The sequence below is a fragment of the Rhodophyticola sp. CCM32 genome, assembly GCF_004751985.1.
Lineage (GTDB): Bacteria > Pseudomonadota > Alphaproteobacteria > Rhodobacterales > Rhodobacteraceae > Rhodophyticola.
In genome coordinates this window covers 1,669,200-1,686,739 of record NZ_CP038492.1, presented here as the reverse complement: position 1 = coordinate 1,686,739, position 17,540 = coordinate 1,669,200, and the positions used below count along the sequence as shown (strand labels likewise).

Annotated in this window: 15 protein-coding genes and 1 pseudogene; 5 read left to right on the top strand and 11 right to left on the bottom strand. The window is 60.5% G+C overall.

Annotated features, from left to right (window positions below; translation table 11 throughout):
* Window positions 1-39: 39 nt before the first annotated feature.
* Window positions 40-1,602 (top strand): divergent polysaccharide deacetylase family protein, encoded by a 1,563-nt coding sequence (locus E2K80_RS08270; RefSeq protein WP_168193135.1) that lies wholly within the window; start codon window positions 40-42, stop codon window positions 1,600-1,602.
* Window positions 1,603-1,841: 239 nt separating this feature from the next.
* Here the strand turns inward: E2K80_RS08270 and E2K80_RS08265 are convergent, their stop codons facing one another.
* From E2K80_RS08265 to E2K80_RS08245, 5 genes and pseudogenes are all read right to left on the bottom strand, one after another.
* Complete coding sequence (locus E2K80_RS08265) at window positions 1,842-2,108, bottom strand: hypothetical protein (RefSeq protein ID WP_135374436.1); 267 nt, start codon at window positions 2,106-2,108, stop codon at window positions 1,842-1,844.
* Window positions 2,109-2,309: 201 nt separating this feature from the next.
* Window positions 2,310-3,821 carry an anthranilate synthase component I gene (gene trpE / locus E2K80_RS08260; protein WP_135374434.1) on the bottom strand — a complete coding sequence of 504 codons (1,512 nt, stop codon included), beginning with the start codon at window positions 3,819-3,821 and terminating at the stop codon, window positions 2,310-2,312.
* Between the two features lie 3 nt (window positions 3,822-3,824).
* The gene (locus E2K80_RS08255) at window positions 3,825-5,681 is read right to left on the bottom strand and encodes a peptidylprolyl isomerase (RefSeq protein WP_135374432.1); all 1,857 of its coding nucleotides are present in this window, start codon (window positions 5,679-5,681) and stop codon (window positions 3,825-3,827) included.
* A gap of 69 nt (window positions 5,682-5,750) precedes the next feature.
* Window positions 5,751-6,943: pseudogene (locus E2K80_RS08250) on the bottom strand (aminotransferase).
* Between the two features lie 29 nt (window positions 6,944-6,972).
* Window positions 6,973-7,476, bottom strand: a complete 504-nt coding sequence (locus E2K80_RS08245) for a single-stranded DNA-binding protein (protein WP_135374430.1) — start codon at window positions 7,474-7,476, stop codon at window positions 6,973-6,975.
* 174 nt (window positions 7,477-7,650) lie between these two features.
* Here E2K80_RS08245 and E2K80_RS08240 point away from each other — a divergent pair, with 174 nt between their 5' ends.
* Window positions 7,651-8,244, top strand: coding sequence for a lytic transglycosylase domain-containing protein (locus tag E2K80_RS08240; protein WP_135374428.1), 594 nt, complete (start codon window positions 7,651-7,653; stop codon window positions 8,242-8,244).
* A 266-nt stretch (window positions 8,245-8,510) separates the two neighbouring features.
* On the opposite strand, the gene E2K80_RS08235 is transcribed toward E2K80_RS08240, so the two are convergent.
* From E2K80_RS08235 to E2K80_RS08225, 3 genes are all read right to left on the bottom strand, one after another.
* A complete protein-coding gene (locus E2K80_RS08235; RefSeq protein ID WP_135374426.1) occupies window positions 8,511-8,726 on the bottom strand; it encodes a hypothetical protein in 216 nt (71 codons plus the stop codon).
* The gene (locus E2K80_RS08230; protein WP_135374424.1) at window positions 8,723-9,859 is read right to left on the bottom strand and encodes an aromatic ring-hydroxylating oxygenase subunit alpha; all 1,137 of its coding nucleotides are present in this window, start codon (window positions 9,857-9,859) and stop codon (window positions 8,723-8,725) included. The genes E2K80_RS08235 and E2K80_RS08230 overlap by 4 nt, the downstream gene beginning before the upstream one ends.
* A 243-nt stretch (window positions 9,860-10,102) precedes the next feature.
* Complete coding sequence (locus tag E2K80_RS08225; RefSeq protein WP_135374422.1) at window positions 10,103-11,263, bottom strand: hypothetical protein; 1,161 nt, start codon at window positions 11,261-11,263, stop codon at window positions 10,103-10,105.
* 308 nt (window positions 11,264-11,571) lie between these two features.
* Here E2K80_RS08225 and E2K80_RS08220 point away from each other — a divergent pair, with 308 nt between their 5' ends.
* The 3 genes from E2K80_RS08220 to E2K80_RS08210 all read left to right on the top strand — a co-directional run bounded on the left by E2K80_RS08220 (window position 11,572) and on the right by E2K80_RS08210 (window position 13,967).
* Window positions 11,572-12,036, top strand: a complete 465-nt coding sequence (locus tag E2K80_RS08220) for a hypothetical protein (RefSeq protein WP_135374420.1) — start codon at window positions 11,572-11,574, stop codon at window positions 12,034-12,036.
* An 852-nt stretch (window positions 12,037-12,888) separates the two neighbouring features.
* Window positions 12,889-13,323: a RidA family protein gene (locus E2K80_RS08215; RefSeq protein ID WP_135374418.1), complete on the top strand. Its 435-nt coding sequence runs from the start codon at window positions 12,889-12,891 to the stop codon at window positions 13,321-13,323.
* Window positions 13,324-13,682: 359 nt separating this feature from the next.
* Window positions 13,683-13,967 (top strand): hypothetical protein, encoded by a 285-nt coding sequence (locus tag E2K80_RS08210; protein ID WP_135376526.1) that lies wholly within the window; start codon window positions 13,683-13,685, stop codon window positions 13,965-13,967.
* A 376-nt stretch (window positions 13,968-14,343) separates the two neighbouring features.
* On the opposite strand, the gene ilvN is transcribed toward E2K80_RS08210, so the two are convergent.
* From ilvN to E2K80_RS08195, 3 genes are read right to left on the bottom strand one after another with little or no spacing between them, the layout of a single operon-like run.
* Window positions 14,344-14,904, bottom strand: a complete 561-nt coding sequence (gene ilvN, locus E2K80_RS08205) for an acetolactate synthase small subunit (RefSeq protein ID WP_135374416.1) — start codon at window positions 14,902-14,904, stop codon at window positions 14,344-14,346.
* Between the two features lie 31 nt (window positions 14,905-14,935).
* Window positions 14,936-15,571 (bottom strand): hypothetical protein, encoded by a 636-nt coding sequence (locus E2K80_RS08200; protein WP_135374414.1) that lies wholly within the window; start codon window positions 15,569-15,571, stop codon window positions 14,936-14,938.
* The gene (locus E2K80_RS08195) at window positions 15,568-17,322 is read right to left on the bottom strand and encodes an acetolactate synthase 3 large subunit (RefSeq protein WP_135374412.1); all 1,755 of its coding nucleotides are present in this window, start codon (window positions 17,320-17,322) and stop codon (window positions 15,568-15,570) included. The genes E2K80_RS08200 and E2K80_RS08195 overlap by 4 nt, the downstream gene beginning before the upstream one ends.
* Window positions 17,323-17,540: the final 218 nt, after the last annotated feature.

The following is a 17,540-nucleotide window of genomic DNA, read 5'->3' as shown; positions in this document are numbered from 1 at the left end:
ACCGACGCGGGGCGCAGAATGAGCGGAATGAGGAGCGTTATGGGCAGAGGTCTGATTGTCGGGATGTTCTGGGGCGCGTTGTTTTCGACGATGCTTCTGGTGGTCGTGTCCCTGAACGCGCCCCTGCCACAGCGCGCAGAGGCGGGCGTGGAGGCCGTGCGGCAGGTCTCTGATGAAACCTCTGCTGTTGCGCCTGCACCCGATGCAGCCAGCCCCGTTGTGCAGCAGACAGAAACCCCGGTCGAAACGCCGATAGCGCCTGATCCCGTGCCCTCGCCAGAGGTGGAGACGCCGCCGGAGACGCCGCAGGGTGCAGCCTCGGTCGATGACAGCGGCCCCGAAGATACCGGCCCTGAAAATACGGGCTCCGAAAATACGGGCCCCGAAAATACTGGCCCGGCTGATAATGTGCCTTTGCCCGCAGGGTCGGAATTCAACCGTCCGCCACCGGAAGAACCCGCCGCGCTGCCCGCCAGCGACCTGGCCCCGTCGGCCACGCCCCCGGCAAGCAGCCCGGCGCCGGCGCCTGACCTGCTGACCACATCGCCGGGGACCGACACAAGCCCGGCCCCGCAGCCCGCTGCCAGCGCAGCACTTGATCTGCCCCAGGTGGTCAGCCCGACCCCGGATAGCAGCACCCCCGAGGTGACCGATACCAATGCCGACCCGCTGGCGCCTCCGCCTGAATTGCAACCCACCCCCCTGGGCCTGCCGCAGATCGAAACCGGCCCCGTGGATCCGACCACCGAACCTGCGCCAGCACCCGTTCCGGTTTCCGAGGCCGCGCCTGAAACGGATATGGCGATGGCAGAAACGCCTGCGGTGACCCGCCCGGCTTTGCCCCGGATCGGCGACAGCACGGAAGAGAGCGCAGGGGAGACAGAAGAGATTGCCCCGGCCCCGCCGGAGACAGGGGATGCAGCCGATAGCCGTCCGGCGGTTGAGGCGTATGCCGCGCCGTTTGATGCGGGCGAAACCCGGCCCCTGATGGCGGTGATCCTGATCGACGATCCGGCCTTCGGGCTGGATCGCGGCCTGCTGCAAAGCTTTCCCTTTCCGGTCAGCTTTGCCATTGATCCGACCCGGCCCGAGGCCGCCGCGAATGCCGCCGCCTATCGCGCGGCAGGGTTCGAAGTGCTGCTTCTGGCCGATATGCTGCCCGAGGGGGCCGTGCCTGCGGATGTGGAGGTGGCCCTGGCCGGTGCGTTTGAGATTCTGCCGGAAACGGTGGCCCTGCTTGATACCGAGCAGAACCGGATTCAGGGGGACCGCCCGGTTCTGGATGCGGTGGTGGCGGCGTTGCAGGCATCAGGTCACGGGCTGGTGGCCTATCCCCGCGGGCTGAACGCGGCAGAGCAGAGCGCGGAGCGCCTCGGCGTGCCTGCCGCGACATTGTTCCGCCAGATCGACAGCGAACGGGAACGCGCCACGGTGATCACCCGCTATCTGGATCGGGCCGCCTTTGCGGCCGTGCAGGATGGCAGTGTGATCGTGATTGGCCACACCTATTCCGACACGGTGACGGCGCTGTTTTCCTGGGCGCTTGGCACAAGGTCGGAAAGTGTGGCCATAGCCCCGATCTCGGCCGTTCTGACCCGCTGACACGGGCGGGGGCCTGGCGGTTCTGATGGCGCATTCAACGATATTGAGGCCCGTGGCCCGGGCCACATGATGCTGGATCGGCGCCCGGGGAGCTGCGGGCGGGTCATTGGCCCCGATCCAATCCATCAGATGCCGGGACTGAACACCTATAGCGTTTCAACATAAAGTCGAAACGCTATAGTGGTCCCGTACAGTAAACTGATATGCCCACATCCAGTGTGGGCATATCAACGTGATATTTATCCGTCGAGTTCAGCGATGAGTTCGTCCAGTGACGTACAAACTGCTTCCTGATCACCAGTCGCTGCAGCAGCAGTCATCGACTCCTGCATTCTGGTGGCAATCTCCTGCATTTTTGCTGGATCAGTGGCTGCCAGGGCTTGCATGCTTGCGGTCAGGGCCGCTGTCTTTTCCTGTATGTCCTCCTGCGTGCAGTCAGCGAACGCAGTTGTTGCAAGCATGCTCAAGACCAAGCCGCCAGCTACTTTAATAAAAGTCAATTTCATATGTTTCTCCAATAAAAATTATAGCGAAAACCAGCTGAAAAACTGACTATTGCTGAAAGTGCGGATTGCACATGCAGCACCGGTATGTGCGTTGCAGGGTAAGGACAACATACAAAAAACTGTCGCGCGATTTTCTGCGAAAATCCGCTAACGACATACATTTTTGACCACACTTCTCTGCCGCATGGGGGGGTATACGGGTCAGCTGTTTCCGCGCGGGCTGAACAGGCCCGCATCCTCGGCGGCTTTGCGGATCGCCCGTGATTTGTTCACGGTCTCCTCGAACTCAGCCTCCGGGTCGCTGTCATAGACCACGCCGCCGCCCGCCTGAATATAGAGGGTTTCATCCTTCACCACGGCGGTGCGGAGCGCGATGCACATATCCATGTCACCCCCGGCGCTGAAATACCCGACCCCGCCGCCATAGACGCCGCGTTTTTCCGGTTCCAACTCGTCGATGATCTCCATCGCGCGGACCTTGGGCGCGCCCGAGACGGTGCCCGCGGGCAGACCGGCCAGAAGCGCCGAAAGCGCATCATGATCGTCGCTGAGCTCACCCACCACGTTGGAGACGATATGCATCACATGGGAATACCGCTCGACGATGAATTCTTCCGTGGGGCGCACTGTGCCGATTTTCGACACCCGGCCCGTATCATTCCGCCCCAGATCCAGCAGCATCAGATGTTCGGCCAGTTCCTTTTCATCGGCCAGAAGATCGGCCTCCAACGCCTTGTCCTCATCCGGCGTGGCACCTCGTTTCCGCGTGCCTGCAATGGGCCGGATCGTGACCTGCCCGTCGAACACGCGCACGAGGATTTCGGGGCTGGCGCCGACCACCTGAAACGGGCCGAAATTGAAGAAGAACATGAAGGGCGACGGGTTGGTGCGGCGCAGCGCCCGGTAAAGGGCAAAGGGCGGCTCCGGGAAGGCCTGTGTCCAGCGTTGCGAGGGGACAACCTGAAAGATGTCGCCTGCGCGGATATAGTCTTTGGCCGTTTCAACCGCAGCCAGATACGCCGCTTTGGTGAAATTCGAGACCGGTTCCGCCACGGCGCGGGTGGCGCCCATTTCCCGCGCGGCGCCCATGGGTGCACGTTCCAGATCGCGCAGCGCATCGCCGACCCGCTCAGCCGCCTGTGCATAGGCCGCGCGTGCCGACAAGCCGCCCGCAACCCAGGCCGGCGCCACCACGGTCACCTCTCCCTTGACCCCGTCCAGCACGGCGATGACCGAGGGCCGGATCAGCACCGCATCGGGCAGACCCAACGGGTCGGGGTTCACATCGGGCAGATGTTCCACCAGGCGGATCATGTCATAGCCCAGATAGCCAAACAGCCCGGCGGCGGCGGCAGGCAGGTCATCGGGCATGTCAATGGCGCTTTCGGCCAGCAACCCGCGCAGCGCCTCCAGCGGCGGGGCATCGCAGGGCGCAAACCTGTCGCGGTCAAACCGGGCGTCGCGGTTGATCCGGCTGTCCGTGCCCCGGCATTCCCAGATCAGATCGGGTTTCAGCCCGATGATCGAATACCGCCCCCGGACCTCGCCGCCGGTCACGCTTTCCAGAATGAAACTGTCGCGGCCCGCATCGGCCAGTTTCATCATCACCGAGACCGGGGTGTCCAGATCGGCGGCCAGCCTTGCATAGACCAGTTGGTTGCGGCCCGCGGCCCAGCCTTCGGCGAAGGCGTCATATGACGGGATCAGGGCCAAAGGTCAGGGGAATTGCGCATGGACGGCATTGATCACCGAGGGGTTCAGCGAAATGCCCACATCGGCCTCAAGTGCCTGGCCGAAGCTTTCGAACACATCCTGGGCGATGGATTGCGTGGCCTGTTCCTTGATCAGGGCCACAAGCGCATCGGTGGCCGGGGTGCCGCGCTGGCCGGAATGGATGGCATCAAGCCGTGCGATCACCGCAAAATCCGCCCCGGGGATCACCGCGGTATCGCCGGCAGCATCCAGCTGGAACATCTGCGCGACCAGGGGCGGCGGCAGATCGGGGATGAAATCCTGCCGGCGGATCTGCACCTCCTGCGTGATCGGGGGGCCCAGATCCTCCAGCGCGGTGCCGGTCACCATCCGGCTGACCAGATCCTGGGCATGGGCGGCCAGTTGATCGCGCCGATGCGCGGCCAGCCAGCTTTCGGCCACCGCGTCGCGGATTTCTTCCAGCGGCGGCAGGGTGGGGGGGGTGATCTCATCCAGGCGGAGCGCGAAGACCCCGCCATCGGACAGGTCAAGCAGTTCCGGGAAATCACCATCGCGCAGCAGCGCGGCGGCCTCGCGGAACGCATCATACCCGGCGATCCCGTCATCCGCGCCCGGCACCCAGGCAATCTGCCCCAGGTCCAGCATCGTGTCATCCGCCAGCTCTTCCAGCGTCGCGCCCCCGGCCAGCAGGTCATCCACGTCATTGCGGATGTCGCTGATTGTGCGGCGGGCGGCCTCGGCGGCCAGTTCCGCGCTGAGATCCTCTTCGGCCTCTTCAAAGGGGATGTGATTGGCGTCCAGCACCGCATTCACCCGGAAAATCGCCGGTCCGAACACGCTGTCGACCGGGCCGATAATCTCGGTGTCTTCGGTGCTGAACACGGCCTCGGCGGCGGCGTCGCTTAAATCATCGCGGGCCACCTCACCCATATCCACATCGTCCAGAGACAGGCCGCGGGCCGCAACCAGCGCATCATAATCGCTGTCGCCCGCATCCAGGGCGGCGCGGGCCGCATCGGCCTCCTCCCGCGAGGGGTAGACCAGACGTTCCAGCAGCCGCCGCTCGGGCTGGTTATATTCTGCGCTGCGCCCGGCATAGAGGCTGCGCAGGGCCTCTTCGTCGATTTCCATGTCATCCATGATCATCACCGGGCGGACCCAGGCATAGGTGATCATCCGGGTTTCCGGCCGGGTGAACAGGTCTTCATTGGCGGCATATTCCGCTTCAAGATCGCTTTGGGTCGGGGCGGCCAGCCCGGTGGGCAAATCGGCCTCGCTTACACGCAGGAGGGAAAAATCGCGGGTTTCGGTCTGATAGGCGGTCAGCACATCTGCGAACAGGTCGGGCGCGTCCACCCCGCCGACAATGGCAACCTGCAATATTGAACGCGCCACATCCTCGCGCATATTCTGTTCAAAATCCGCCGGGGTCAGGCCTGCATCGCGCAGGGCAAATTCATATCCCGCCCGGTCAAAATTGCCATTGTCATCCATGAACCCGCTGTTTTCCTGCACCTGACGGGCCAGTTCCTCATCGCCGATCGAGATCCCCATCGCGTTGGTTTCATGGGCCAGGGCCGCGCGGGCAACCAGCCCGTCCAGCACCGCCCGGTCGATGCCCTGCGCGGTCATCTGGCCAAGCGTGGCGGGCCGCCCGGTCTGGGCGGTCTGGGTGCGCATTTCGCGTTGCAGGGCCTGGGCATAATCATTGGCGGTGATCCGGGCATCGCCGACGCTGCCCACAAGGCTGGCCGAACCGCTGAAACTGGTGATCCCGAACCCGGTCAGCGCGATCATCAACAGGCCCAGAATGATCCAGACAAAGATATTCGAGGCTTTTTTGGTGGCGGTTCTGGCCATCGTGGCTGGGTCCTCCCATGGGCGTTTGGGGTGATCTACGCGCTGTGGCCCACGGCGGCAAGAGGCGGGTTAAAGCCGCAGGGTTTTCAGCCGGTCCACCACCCGGGCCAGCCCGGCGCTGTCGGCATTGGCAAAGGCGATCCGCAGGCTGGCCTCGGCCTGGCCATGGCCACCCTGATCGCGGGTCGGGCCGAACATCGTGCCGGGCAGGACCAGAAGCCCCGCCTGATGCACCAGCGCGCGCGCCACCTGATCCGAGGGCCGGTCAAACGGGTGCCGGGCATAGGCGAAATAAGCCCCGCAGCCCAGAAGCTGCCATTCGGGCAGACGCTGGAACCCGGTGATCAGCGCATCGCGGCGGCGCAGGATCTCCAGCCGTTCGCCCGCCAGCCAGTCGCCCAGATTTTGCATGCCCCAAAGCGCGCCGATCTGGCCGATCTGCGGCGGGCAGATCGCAACGGTATCGAGAAATTTCTCCGTCTCAGCCAGCCGGGCGGGAGAGGCCATGACGGCCCCCACCCGGTGCCCGGTCAGCCGGTAGGCTTTCGAGAAGGAATAGAGATGGATCAGCGTCTGGTCCCAATCGGGATCGTGGAACAGGTCATGGGGGGTGCCTGTCGCGGAATGAAAATCACGATAGGTTTCATCGAGGATCAGCGCCAGCCCGTGCCGTCTGGCCAGATCGTAAAAGCCGCGCAGCAGCTCTGCGGGGTATTCCACCCCGCCGGGATTGTTCGGGCTGACCAGAATGATCGCCCGGGTCCGGCGGGTGATCAGCGCCTCTGCCGCGTCCGGGTCGGGCATCAGATCATCGCCGGTGGTCAGCAGAGAGGCCTCGACCCCCTCCATATCCAGCCACATCTTGTGGTTGAAATACCAGGGCGTGGGCAGAATCACCGCATCACCGGCGCCCGCAAGGGTGGACAGAACCGAGGTGAAAGCCTGATTGCACCCGGCGGTGATGGCCACCTGATCGGGGGTGATCTGCCCGCCATAGCCTGCGCTCCACTGGCTGGCCAGTTCCGCGCGCAGGGCGGGCAGGCCCAGAACCGGCCCGTAAAGATGGCTTTCCGGCCGGGAGAGCAAGGCCTCGGCCATCGCGGCGCGCAGGGGGGCGGGCGGCGGCGCGACAGGGGCGGCCTGGCTCAGATTGATCAGTGGCCGGTCATCGGGAAACACAATACCGTCAATCCAGCGCCGCGCCTCCATCACCGGGGGGCATGGGTTGCCGTATACCGTGGGTTTACCGGTGTCGGGGCCATGTTCAGGTGCAGATGCTGATGCGCATGGCTCAGAACGGGATCTCGTCATCCATATCACCGCCGCCCATGCCACCCGCAGGCGCGCCACGGTCACCGCCGCCACCCGGCGCGCCGCCACGGTCATCATTGCCATAGCCACCCCCACCACCGCCGCCATATCCGCCACCGCCACCGCCTTCATTGCGGCTGTCCAGCATGGTCAGGGTGCTGCCAAAGCCCTGCAACACAACTTCGGTCGAATAGCGGTCGGCGCCGGATTGATCCTGCCATTTGCGGGTCTGCAACTGGCCCTCGATATAGACTTTGGAGCCCTTGCGCAGATATTGCTCGGCCACGCGCACCAGACCTTCGCTGAAAATCGCCACCGAATGCCATTCGGTTTTCTCGCGCCGTTCGCCGGTATTGCGGTCTTTCCAGGTTTCCGAGGTGGCAATGCGCAGGTTGCAGACCTTGCCACCATTCTGAAACGAGCGCACCTCCGGGTCTGCCCCCAGATTACCAATCAGGATCACCTTGTTGACGGAACCGGCCATGTCACCTCCAAGAAATATCGTCGCGCGAATCTGCGTCTGACCCAGAGTTAGACCATCCGAAATTGGTGAATGGAAGGTGAATTGCCCGGGCGATGTGTCACCGGGTCTGGAAACGGCTGTGATTTTCCGTATGATGCATGCCTAAGAGAAGGGTGTCGAAGGGGCAGCATGGCGATGGGCGAAACGGGAGGTCTGCGGCAGCGCGTGGCGCTGGTGGCCGGAATGGCCTGTCTGTGTGCCTCGCCGGGGCTTGCAGATAATCTGGACCGGTTCAATTCCGCCACCCGGCTTTTGGACAGTCGCGCCTCGACCCAATATGCCGCATCGGTGCGTCTGACCCCCAATTACAGCGAAGGCGCTGCGGTGGCTTCGGGCATCGTGCCAAGCTGGACCGGCAGCTATCGCGGCCCCTATCTGGATATGGCCCGCACCGCCGCCCGCCGCCATGGCATCCCCGAGGATCTGTTCCTGCGGCTGGTCAGCCAGGAAAGCAACTGGAACCCCAATGCCATCAGTCATGCAGGCGCCATCGGTCTGGCGCAATTGATGCCGGGCACGGCGCGCCTGCTGGGTGTGAACCCGCGCGATCCGTCACAGAACCTTGATGGCGGCGCGCGCTATCTGGCCCAGCAATACCGCACCTTCGGGTCCTGGCGTCTGGCACTTGCAGCCTATAATGCGGGGCCCGAGGCGGTGACCCGCCATAATGGTGTGCCGCCCTTCCGCGAAACCCGGAACTATGTGCGGATCATTCTGGGCGCGGGCTGATCCGGGTTTTGGGTCCGGGCGTAAACTGCCAAACGAACTCCATGAAACCTGTTTACATACAGCAGAGGGCAGCGCCCGCCCCGTGGGGGCGGCTCAGACGCTGCCCGGCGGTGCCGCCGGGCGAAGGGTGGTATGGTATGTTTCCAAATCTGAGGTCAAATTCCTGTAGCAGGTCTCGGAAAACCTGACTCATAAAGGCCCTGCCAAGCGATTACGTTGCCGGGGCTTTTGTGATGCTGGATGGTTCAGGTATGTCGCCAAGCGTTTCAGATCGCCCCCATATCCCGCAATCTTTGCCGCAGGTCGGCCGCCTCTGGCGCGCCTGCCTCCAATGCGAAGACATAGGCATGGGTCAGATAAAAGCTCTGCGCCTGCGGGGTTTCCGCCGCCTCCGAGGCTGCCATGTATAACCGGATCAGCGCCGCGCGATCCCCCGCCTCATGGGCCGCCAGAAGGGCGGCATCCAGCGTCTCTGCATTCATTCCCGCCCGGCGGCCACGCGGCCTGCAACCCAGGCGTGAAACAGATGTGTCGGCCCGTCCATCACCGGTGAGAACCGCCCGCCATCGAAGCCCGGGGCGGCGCGGCCCTGCTGCATGCCCTCGACAACGAAGATGTCTTCCTCGAACACCTCGCGCCATTGGGCGGCATTGCGGTCGCGCAGGGCCGGGTCGGTATCGGGTGCGGCGTAGTAGATATTCACATGTTCGCGGGTCTGCATCGCACTGACCGGCTCCAGAATGATCGAATAGGCATGGTCGCGATGCACCCCGAACAGCACATTGGGAAAGAGTGAGATATATTCCGCGCCGGTCTCCCAATGTTCTGACAGCCCGTCGAAATCGGGGAATGTCCTGCCGGCCTCGTCGCGCAGCTGGCGATAGACATAGCTGCCCTGACCGGAATACTGGCCCGGCGCTTCGATATGGTAGTGATCTTCCAGCCGGGAATAGCTGTTCAGGCCCGGATGCACCCAGGGCAGATGATAGCTTTCACAGTAATTCTCGACCGCCAGCTTCCAGTTCGTCGCCACATCCAGAGTGAACCGGCTGCCCGTGCCCCCATGATAGAGCGGTTGTTCGAATTCGGTCCATCGGGCCATGACATCTGCGTGCATATCGGCAAATTCCGGGGCGTCGCCGGACAGGTTCACAAACACCACATCGCGCCAGATATGGCTGCGGACCTCGATCAGCCCAAGCGTGGCCCGGTCGATCCCGTCATGGCTGTTCTGCCCGGGACCACCCACATGGGGGGTGGCCACCAGACGGCCTGTTTTGGCGTAGCACCAGGAATGATAGGGGCAGCGGATCGCGCCCTCGATCCTGCGCGGCTCGGCCACCAGGATCATGCCCCGGTGGCGGCAGATATTCTGAAACACCCGGACCTGACCGGCATCGTCCCGCAAAAGCAACAATGGCTGGCCCAGAAAGCGGATCGGCACCGCGTCGCCCGCTTCGGGTATGTCGGCCCCGGTGGCAAGCCCGGCCCAGGTCGAGGCAAGCACCGCGTGGTTTTCCTCGGCAATGGTTGCGGGATCGGTGTAATGGGCATTGGGCAGGCCATGGGCCCTCTCGATCGGGGCCTGAACATCTTCCAAGCCGGTTATGCGCATATCATCTGCCATAAGAACGGGCCTTTCGCTGTCATCCGGTGACACCAGGCTGGCGGGGCCGGGCGCGCACGTCTTCTTCAGGCGCGACATGGGGTATGTCGCGAACAAGCCGTGATACGCAGGGGTGGGATGTACGGGGGCAGTGGAAGGTCAGCTCTTGAGCCCACCCTGCTCTCATCTGTTTATCGAAAAGCCGGAAGGTTCCTTCGGAGACAGTATGTCATCATCATCCGTGCTCATGTGTCAGCCCGCCGCTTTTTTCCGCATCTTGGTCGCTTTGCGTTGCTTGGCTTCCATGACCTTGCGCTGTTTGCGGTTCATAGATGGCGCGGAAGGCGAGGCCGGCGCATGTGCAGGCCGTTGAGCCCGGTTTTTGGCTGTGGGCGCATCCGGGCGGTTGGCGAAGGCAGGCGGGATGTTCGGCTTGGGCTTTGTCCGGTTCATCGTGCTGTTGGGATTGAAGCCCGCCAAGCTGTCCGGCGCGGGCATCCGTGTGCCGATCTGTTCCCATTCGTTTGCGAGGTAGATATCTTCCAGCGTCACAGCCGAGCGGGCGAGAATGTAATCCTCTGGTTTGGGCAGCTCTTCACCATGCGCATAGGGGAAGAGGAATTTCTGCTCCTGAAGCGCGCCATCCTCACCTTTCATCATGGCAACCATGTAGCCATCGTCAGAGACCCGCCAGCCTTCGTTTGCGGCCATTTCCATGAAGGACATATGCCGCCCATCCGGCAGAATGATCCATGTGCCGAAGCGGACTTTGCCCTGCTTGGGTTCTGTCCATGAGCCATCCGGCGTTTGCTTCCTTGCCGAGGCGTGGATCATCATGTCGCCCATGGAACCAACGTCACAGTTGGTGGCGGCGCGAAACATTGTGCCATCGCTGCGCATGAGTGCGCCGTCCCTGCGCAGGATATCCATGATCGGGGCGTGCTCGCCTTTGAGCGGCCCATCGGCGCAGTGATACGCATGGCCGGGCGTGGTGCCTGTGCCCCAGAAATCCAGAATATGCGTGGAACTGTTGGTCATGGTGCGTGACACCCGACCGGGTTGCAGACGTCCTTGCTTGTCGTAGGACACAACGAGATCACCGGCTTGCATTTGGTCATGGCGCTTATACCAGACCTTGGAGAGCACCAGCTCTTCGTCATAGCTGCCATCCGGGCGAGGTTTGATTGAGGGATCAAGCGGCCACATTTGAACTGTGGAATCCTCAAGGAAGCAGTATTCAGGGCGGGGGACTGGGCGGAGGGAAGAATCGAGACCGCGGCTATCGAGAATATCGTTTCGAATGGCTCCGAGTTCTGCGTCGGTAAGCAATTCAATATTGATACCGGGTGTCAACCTACCTGTGATAGCTCGGACATCCTCGACTGTGTAACCGAGGGCACGAAGAGTCGTCATAGCTGCCATCCGGGCGAGGTTTGATTGAGGGATCAAGCGGCCACATTTGAACTGTGGAATCCTCAAGGAAGCAGTATTCAGGGCGGGGGACTGGGCGGAGGGAAGAATCGAGACCGCGGCTATCGAGAATATCGTTTCGAATGGCTCCGAGTTCTGCGTCGGTAAGCAATTCAATATTGATACCGGGTGTCAACCTACCTGTGATAGCTCGGACATCCTCGACTGTGTAACCGAGGGCACGAAGAGTCGTCATAGCAACGCTGTTGCTGTTTGTGTTCAAGACCTGATATGAAATGTTTTCCGCATTGATGGCTTCGACAACCGCTTGGATGACTCTCAAATCGTCTTGGAGACCGCTCAAGGGACGTTCTGCTAAGGTATCGATAGAGCGAGTTTTAGGGGAATTAAAAAATGTTGGATCATTCGGCCCCCATAAATATCCGTTAATATCGTGCCCAGTTATAGCGGCTCCTACTGGTGAGATCGAACCATTAGGGGAAGTGGCAAGACCATTTATTTCAACAATTCTGTTTCCCGAATCATCTAAAAATCTGATAGAAAGATGCGCTCCGGCATCCAAGGATGCCGTGCTCACCAATCTCAACTGTGTATGTGTCGTCACCCATTTTGATACCCTCTTATTTCACCATTTTGGTCAAAGCATACTGGCAAAAACTCGCGTCGTGCGAAGAATCCGTCAGGCAATCCTGAAACTGAGCGCCCTTCGTCTATCCATCGCCAAGGATATTCAATTTCTTCGTCTGGGACTCTGATGCCATATCTGTCTGGCCCATCGTGGTCTGTATGATTAATGCACACACTGGAGTTGGTCACAGAGAAAGTGACTTCTGATTGAAAGGAAATATCATAGACTGGCCTTCCGGGGCGAGCGTTAATCAAATGTCTTGTGCGACACTCACCTTCGGCAGGAAGAAGTTCATTTTGCCAAACATCAGTAGCCATCTGAGACAGGGTGCTCAGAATTAGATTTCTGTGAACACCAACGCCTAGAGAAGCAGAGTTTTGGTTTACTATTCTTTCGTATGCCTCAATTTGGCAGCTCGGGTCTGTATTTGTTAAATAAGAGCTTTCAACCGTTCTGTCTGTGCAAGACAGCAGAACGAAACCAAGTAGAAAAGAAAGACCCAATATTAACTTGTTCAAAATAGTTGCCCAAGATGTTTATGTAACTCAATGCACCCAAGCATAAAGGGTGGATACTGGTGAAAAACTCGACCATGCGCCAGCGCAGCCCACTTTGCGAGTATTCTGTCCTGCTGGTTCGTCGGACAGGGCCCTATCAGGGACAAAAAGGCTTGATAGTAGAACGTTTGTTCACTTTCTGAGGCCAAGCTTAAGATCAACGGAGTTTTTCACCAGTATCGGTGGTTTTTGTCACGCGTGCAATCTGAGCGCGAGCGGTCAAGGGCTTAGGCGTTACAAAACCCCATGACAAAACATTTGGCGTTTTGGAAGGTTTTTGGCATCATGCTGCACGCCGTACGAAGGCCCGCTTTGGCGAATAAATCTCCCCAGATGTGCCATCGTTTGAGCGGCTTCCGGCGTTTAAGGTAGCTTGGCAACAATCGACGAGCTGCCGTCTCAGGGCTGAACAGGGGCGCAACATGGCAAAGAGCTTCGATCCACCACATGTCTGGAGCCCTTTCGGGGCCTTTTCTCAGTCTGTCATCTCAGGTGACGGGAAAACAGTTTATCTCAAAGGACAGGTCTCGCTCGGGCCGGACGGTCAGATCATCGGCGACGGTGATATGGCGGCTCAAGTGGCGCAAGTTCTGCGAAATATCTCCGACATCCTTGGCGCGGTGGGCGGACAGATGAGCGACATCGTATCGCTTCAACAATTCACCACAGATATTCAGGCCTTCATGGGGTGTGGCGAGGTGCGGACACGCTTTTTCGAAGCGCCATATCCGGTGACGACCACTTTGGAAGTTTCGTCACTGTACGATCCAAGGCTGCTTGTCGAGATCACCGGTATTGCAGAGATCCCATTGAACCGCTTCATCATGCCTGAAACGGCTCAGGAAAAGCATCAATAGCGCAAAATGAACGGGCGGGCTCGGCTTTCAGGTCTGATGGGGGTGAGCCGCGTTCCAGCACCGAAAGCCGCAGGCCGGAATGGTGTGGCCCGCGCCCATGCAATCCGGTGCGCGGCTTTGCCCCGTATCTGTCGGCGGGGGCTGGCCCAAATGCGTGGGGCATCGGCAAAGGATGGCTGGTGCGGATTTGGATCGGCAATGGCTTGCCGGGGGCAGGGCGCGGATTTCAGCGGCCTGCTGCCGGATTTTCCGATGCCGTCGGACAGGGGGTGAAACCGGGGCCGTCCGGGTCTTGGTATGTGTGGGGCCCGCATGTGGCGGGTTCCGGACACCAACTGTTCTCAAAGGAGATACTACGGATGACCTTTTCCCAAACCACACAGGCCACCGGCCGCCGCACTGTTGCTCTTTGGCTCGGCGCTGTGGCGCTTGTCATGGGGCTTGTTGCCGCCAGTTATGCGATGGGCCAGGGCTCGGCGCTGGATACGGATGGCGACGGGCTGGTCTCATATACCGAGCTTCTGATGGCCATGCCCGATATGACCGAGACCGATTTCGCGACGCTGGACGCCGATGAAAGCGGTGCTCTGGATGCTGATGAACTGACCGCAGGGCAAGAGGCCGGCATCATTCCCGCCAGCTAAGGCGGGGATCGCGTGCATCCGTCCCTTGCTTATCCCCGATCCAACCGGGGCGGATGTCATGCGGAAACCGGTGCGGCTGTTTATGCCTCAGCCGCGCCGGTTTTTACGTTTGTGACTTTAGGGGATAAGCCGCCGCGGGGTGGAAAACTCCAGTTTTCCACGTGGAATTCTGGAGAATTCCGTGATCCGGGTTTGCCGCGCCTCCAATCTGGTGCCATTGGGTCAGGCGGCACAGCAGCATACGCTCAAGCTTACTCTCTCAATGCCCTGCCATGATTTGACGGGCGATTTTTTCGCGTTTGGGCAGGGCAGCGGTTTTGGAAATACCGGCCCCTCCGGGGGGCGTATTTTTGACAAGAAGAAGCGGCAGGCGGGGTTATGTGCCCCGGGCGATGGCCGCCACGCCGGTCCGGGCCAGGCGCACATCGCCAAGCGGGCGCATCAACTCGCAAAACGCGTCGATCTTGTCAGGTGTGCCGGTGATCTCGAACACGAAGCTTTCCAGAGTGGAATCCACCACATTGGCGCGGAAAATCTCCGCGATGCGCAGCGCCTCGACCCGGGCCTCGCCCTTGCTGATGACCTTGATCAGCGACAATTCGCGGCTGACAAACGCCCCTTCGGCGGAGAGGTCCGACACCTCATGCACCGGCACCATCCGTTCCAGTTGGGCCTTGATCTGCTGGATCACCTGCGGCGTGCCGCTGGTCACGATGGTGATGCGCGAGCGGTGGCCGGTATGGTCGACTTCGGCCACGGTCAGGCTGTCGATATTATAGCCCCGGCCCGAGAACAGCCCGATCACGCGGGCCAGCACGCCCGGTTCGTTTTCCACCAGGATTGCAAGCGTATGGCTTTCGATCACATCCGACAGATGGCTGCGGAGGTCATAGGCGGAATGGCTGGTGGAGCCTTTTTTGATTTTGAGCGGGGGCATGAGGGCGTTCCTATGCGGAAGAGGTCTGATATTATTCGCAGCGTATTGCCGAGATGAATTCAAGGTTGGAAGGCTGAGTATCATCCGCAAACCGCACCACAACATCTGTAATCGGGGTTTCGGTTTCCAGAGATTGCAGGATTGGCAGGAAAAATACGCGCGCAGAAGCCTGCGCTGTCTCGTGGATGTTTTCGTTGGATTCCAACATCACTTGTTCTGCACGGTCGATACGTTCATGCGCATTTCTGATTGCCACACGGATCATGCGTTGCCACCGGTTTCCATTTGCCGGGTCGATTTCGCGCGTAGAGGTAAATTCCACATAATGCGGACTTAGCTGTTCGAGAGCCGGGAGGTCGATAAGGGCCGTCCCGTCCTCGGATTGAACTACATTCCATTCCCAGTCAGGTGGAATATCGACACCGAATGCAAAGAGGAAGGACCAGTCGAACAGAACCAGACCTTCGCCAACGCCTTGATCATCAAACACTTCACACTGATCAGTATAGTCCTGTTCGGCAAGGATAACCCGATTGACCGCTGAAAGCTGGCCGAAGCTTGGCGGGTGTGTCTCTTGTTCCTGTGCTTCGGTATAGAAATAGAAGGTTGACCCTGCCAATCCTGCGATCAGTGCGCCTGCCAATAATGTAGGAAGAGAGTTGCTCATACCAGCACCCCGCCATCTGCGCCGATAACGCCCTGGGTTTCCGCCTCGCCCAGCAACATCTCGTTATGGGCCTTGCCCGAGGGGATCATCGGGAAGCAGTTTTCGTGTTTCTCCACCAGGCAGTCAAAAATCACCGGGCCGTCATAGGCCAGCATCTCCATGATCGCGTCATCCAGATCGGCGGGATCGGAACACAGGATGCCCTTGGCCCCGAAAGCCTCGGCCAGTTTCACGAAATCGGGCAGCGCCTCGGACCAGCTTTCCGAATACCGTTCCCCATGCAGCAATTCCTGCCACTGGCGAACCATGCCAAGCCGTTCATTGTTCAGGATGAACTGTTTGACCGGCAGGCGGTACTGCACCGCGGTGCCCATTTCCTGCATGTTCATCAGCCAGGAGGCTTCCCCCGCCACGTTGATCACCAGCGCATCGGGATGGGCGACCTGCACGCCGACCGAGGACGGGAAGCCGTAGCCCATCGTGCCCAGACCGCCCGAGGTCATCCAGCGGTTCGGGTCCTCGAAATTCAGGTATTGCGCTGCCCACATCTGATGCTGACCGACCTCGGTGCAGATATAGCGGTCATGGTCCTTGGTCAGGGCTTCCAGCCGTTGCAGCGCATGTTGCGGTTTAATGGTTTTCTCGGAGGTTTTGAAATCCAGACAGCGGGTCTGGCGCCAGGTGTCGATCTGATCCCACCATCTGGCCAGCGCCTCGGATTTGGTTTTGCTTCCGCGCGTCTTCCAGATGCGGAGCATGTCTTCCAGCACATGGGCCACATCGCCGATGATCGGGAAATCCGTATGGATCACCTTGTTGATCGAAGACGGGTCGATATCCACATGCGCCTTGCGCGAGCCGGGGCTGAAATCGGCGATCCGCCCGGTGATCCGGTCATCGAACCGTGCGCCGATATTGATCATCAGATCGCAGCCATGCATCGCCAGATTGGCCTCGTAAAGCCCGTGCATGCCCAGCATCCCCAGCCAGCTCTTGCCCGAGGCCGGATAGCTGCCCAGACCCATCAGGGTCGAGGTGATGGGAAACCCCGTGGCCTCGACCAGCTGGCGCAGCAGCGCGCTGGCCTGGGGGCCGGAATTGATCACCCCACCGCCGGTATAGAAAACCGGGCGCTCGGCGGTTTCCATCGCCTTGACCAGATCGGTTATCATTTCCGTATCGCCTTTGACGCGGGGCTGGTAATGGCTGATCTTCACATTCTGTTTTTCGGTGTATTCGCCGGTTGCGAACTGCACATCCTTGGGGATGTCGACCAGAACCGGGCCGGGGCGCCCGGCCATGGCGATATGGAATGCCTCATGGATGGTCCCGGCCAGCCGGTCGGTTTCCTTCACCAGCCAGTTCATCTTGGTGCAGGGGCGGGTGATGCCGACCGTATCAGCCTCCTGAAACGCGTCAGAGCCGATCATGAAGGTGGGCACCTGGCCGGTCAGAACGATGATCGGGATCGAATCCATCAGCGCATCGGTCAGCCCGGTGACCGCATTGGTGGCGCCGGGCCCCGAGGTCACCAGAACCACACCGGGTTTGCCGGTGGAACGTGCATAGCCTTCGGCCGCATGCACCGCGCCCTGTTCATGGCGCACCAGAATATGGCGGATCTCGTTTTGCTGGAACACCTCGTCATAAATCGGAAGGACCGCACCGCCGGGATAGCCGAATACCGTATCGACGCCCTGATCTTTCAGAGCTTCAATCACCATTTTTGCGCCGGTCATCTGACGTGTCATCTTCTTCTCATGTCCTTTTGCGGGCCTGACGGGGCAGGCTGCCAGTATCGCGTTAAAAACGCCGGTGTCGCATAAAAAAGCCCCCGGTCTTAACGGGGGCGCATGGGGAACCGATATGGTTGTCGTCACCGACCCATGCGCATCAATCCTACAAGTACGAGAATGCGGTGCATTCCAGAGAGCTCCTTTACATTGCGGGCGGAGAGTAGGAGCGGCTG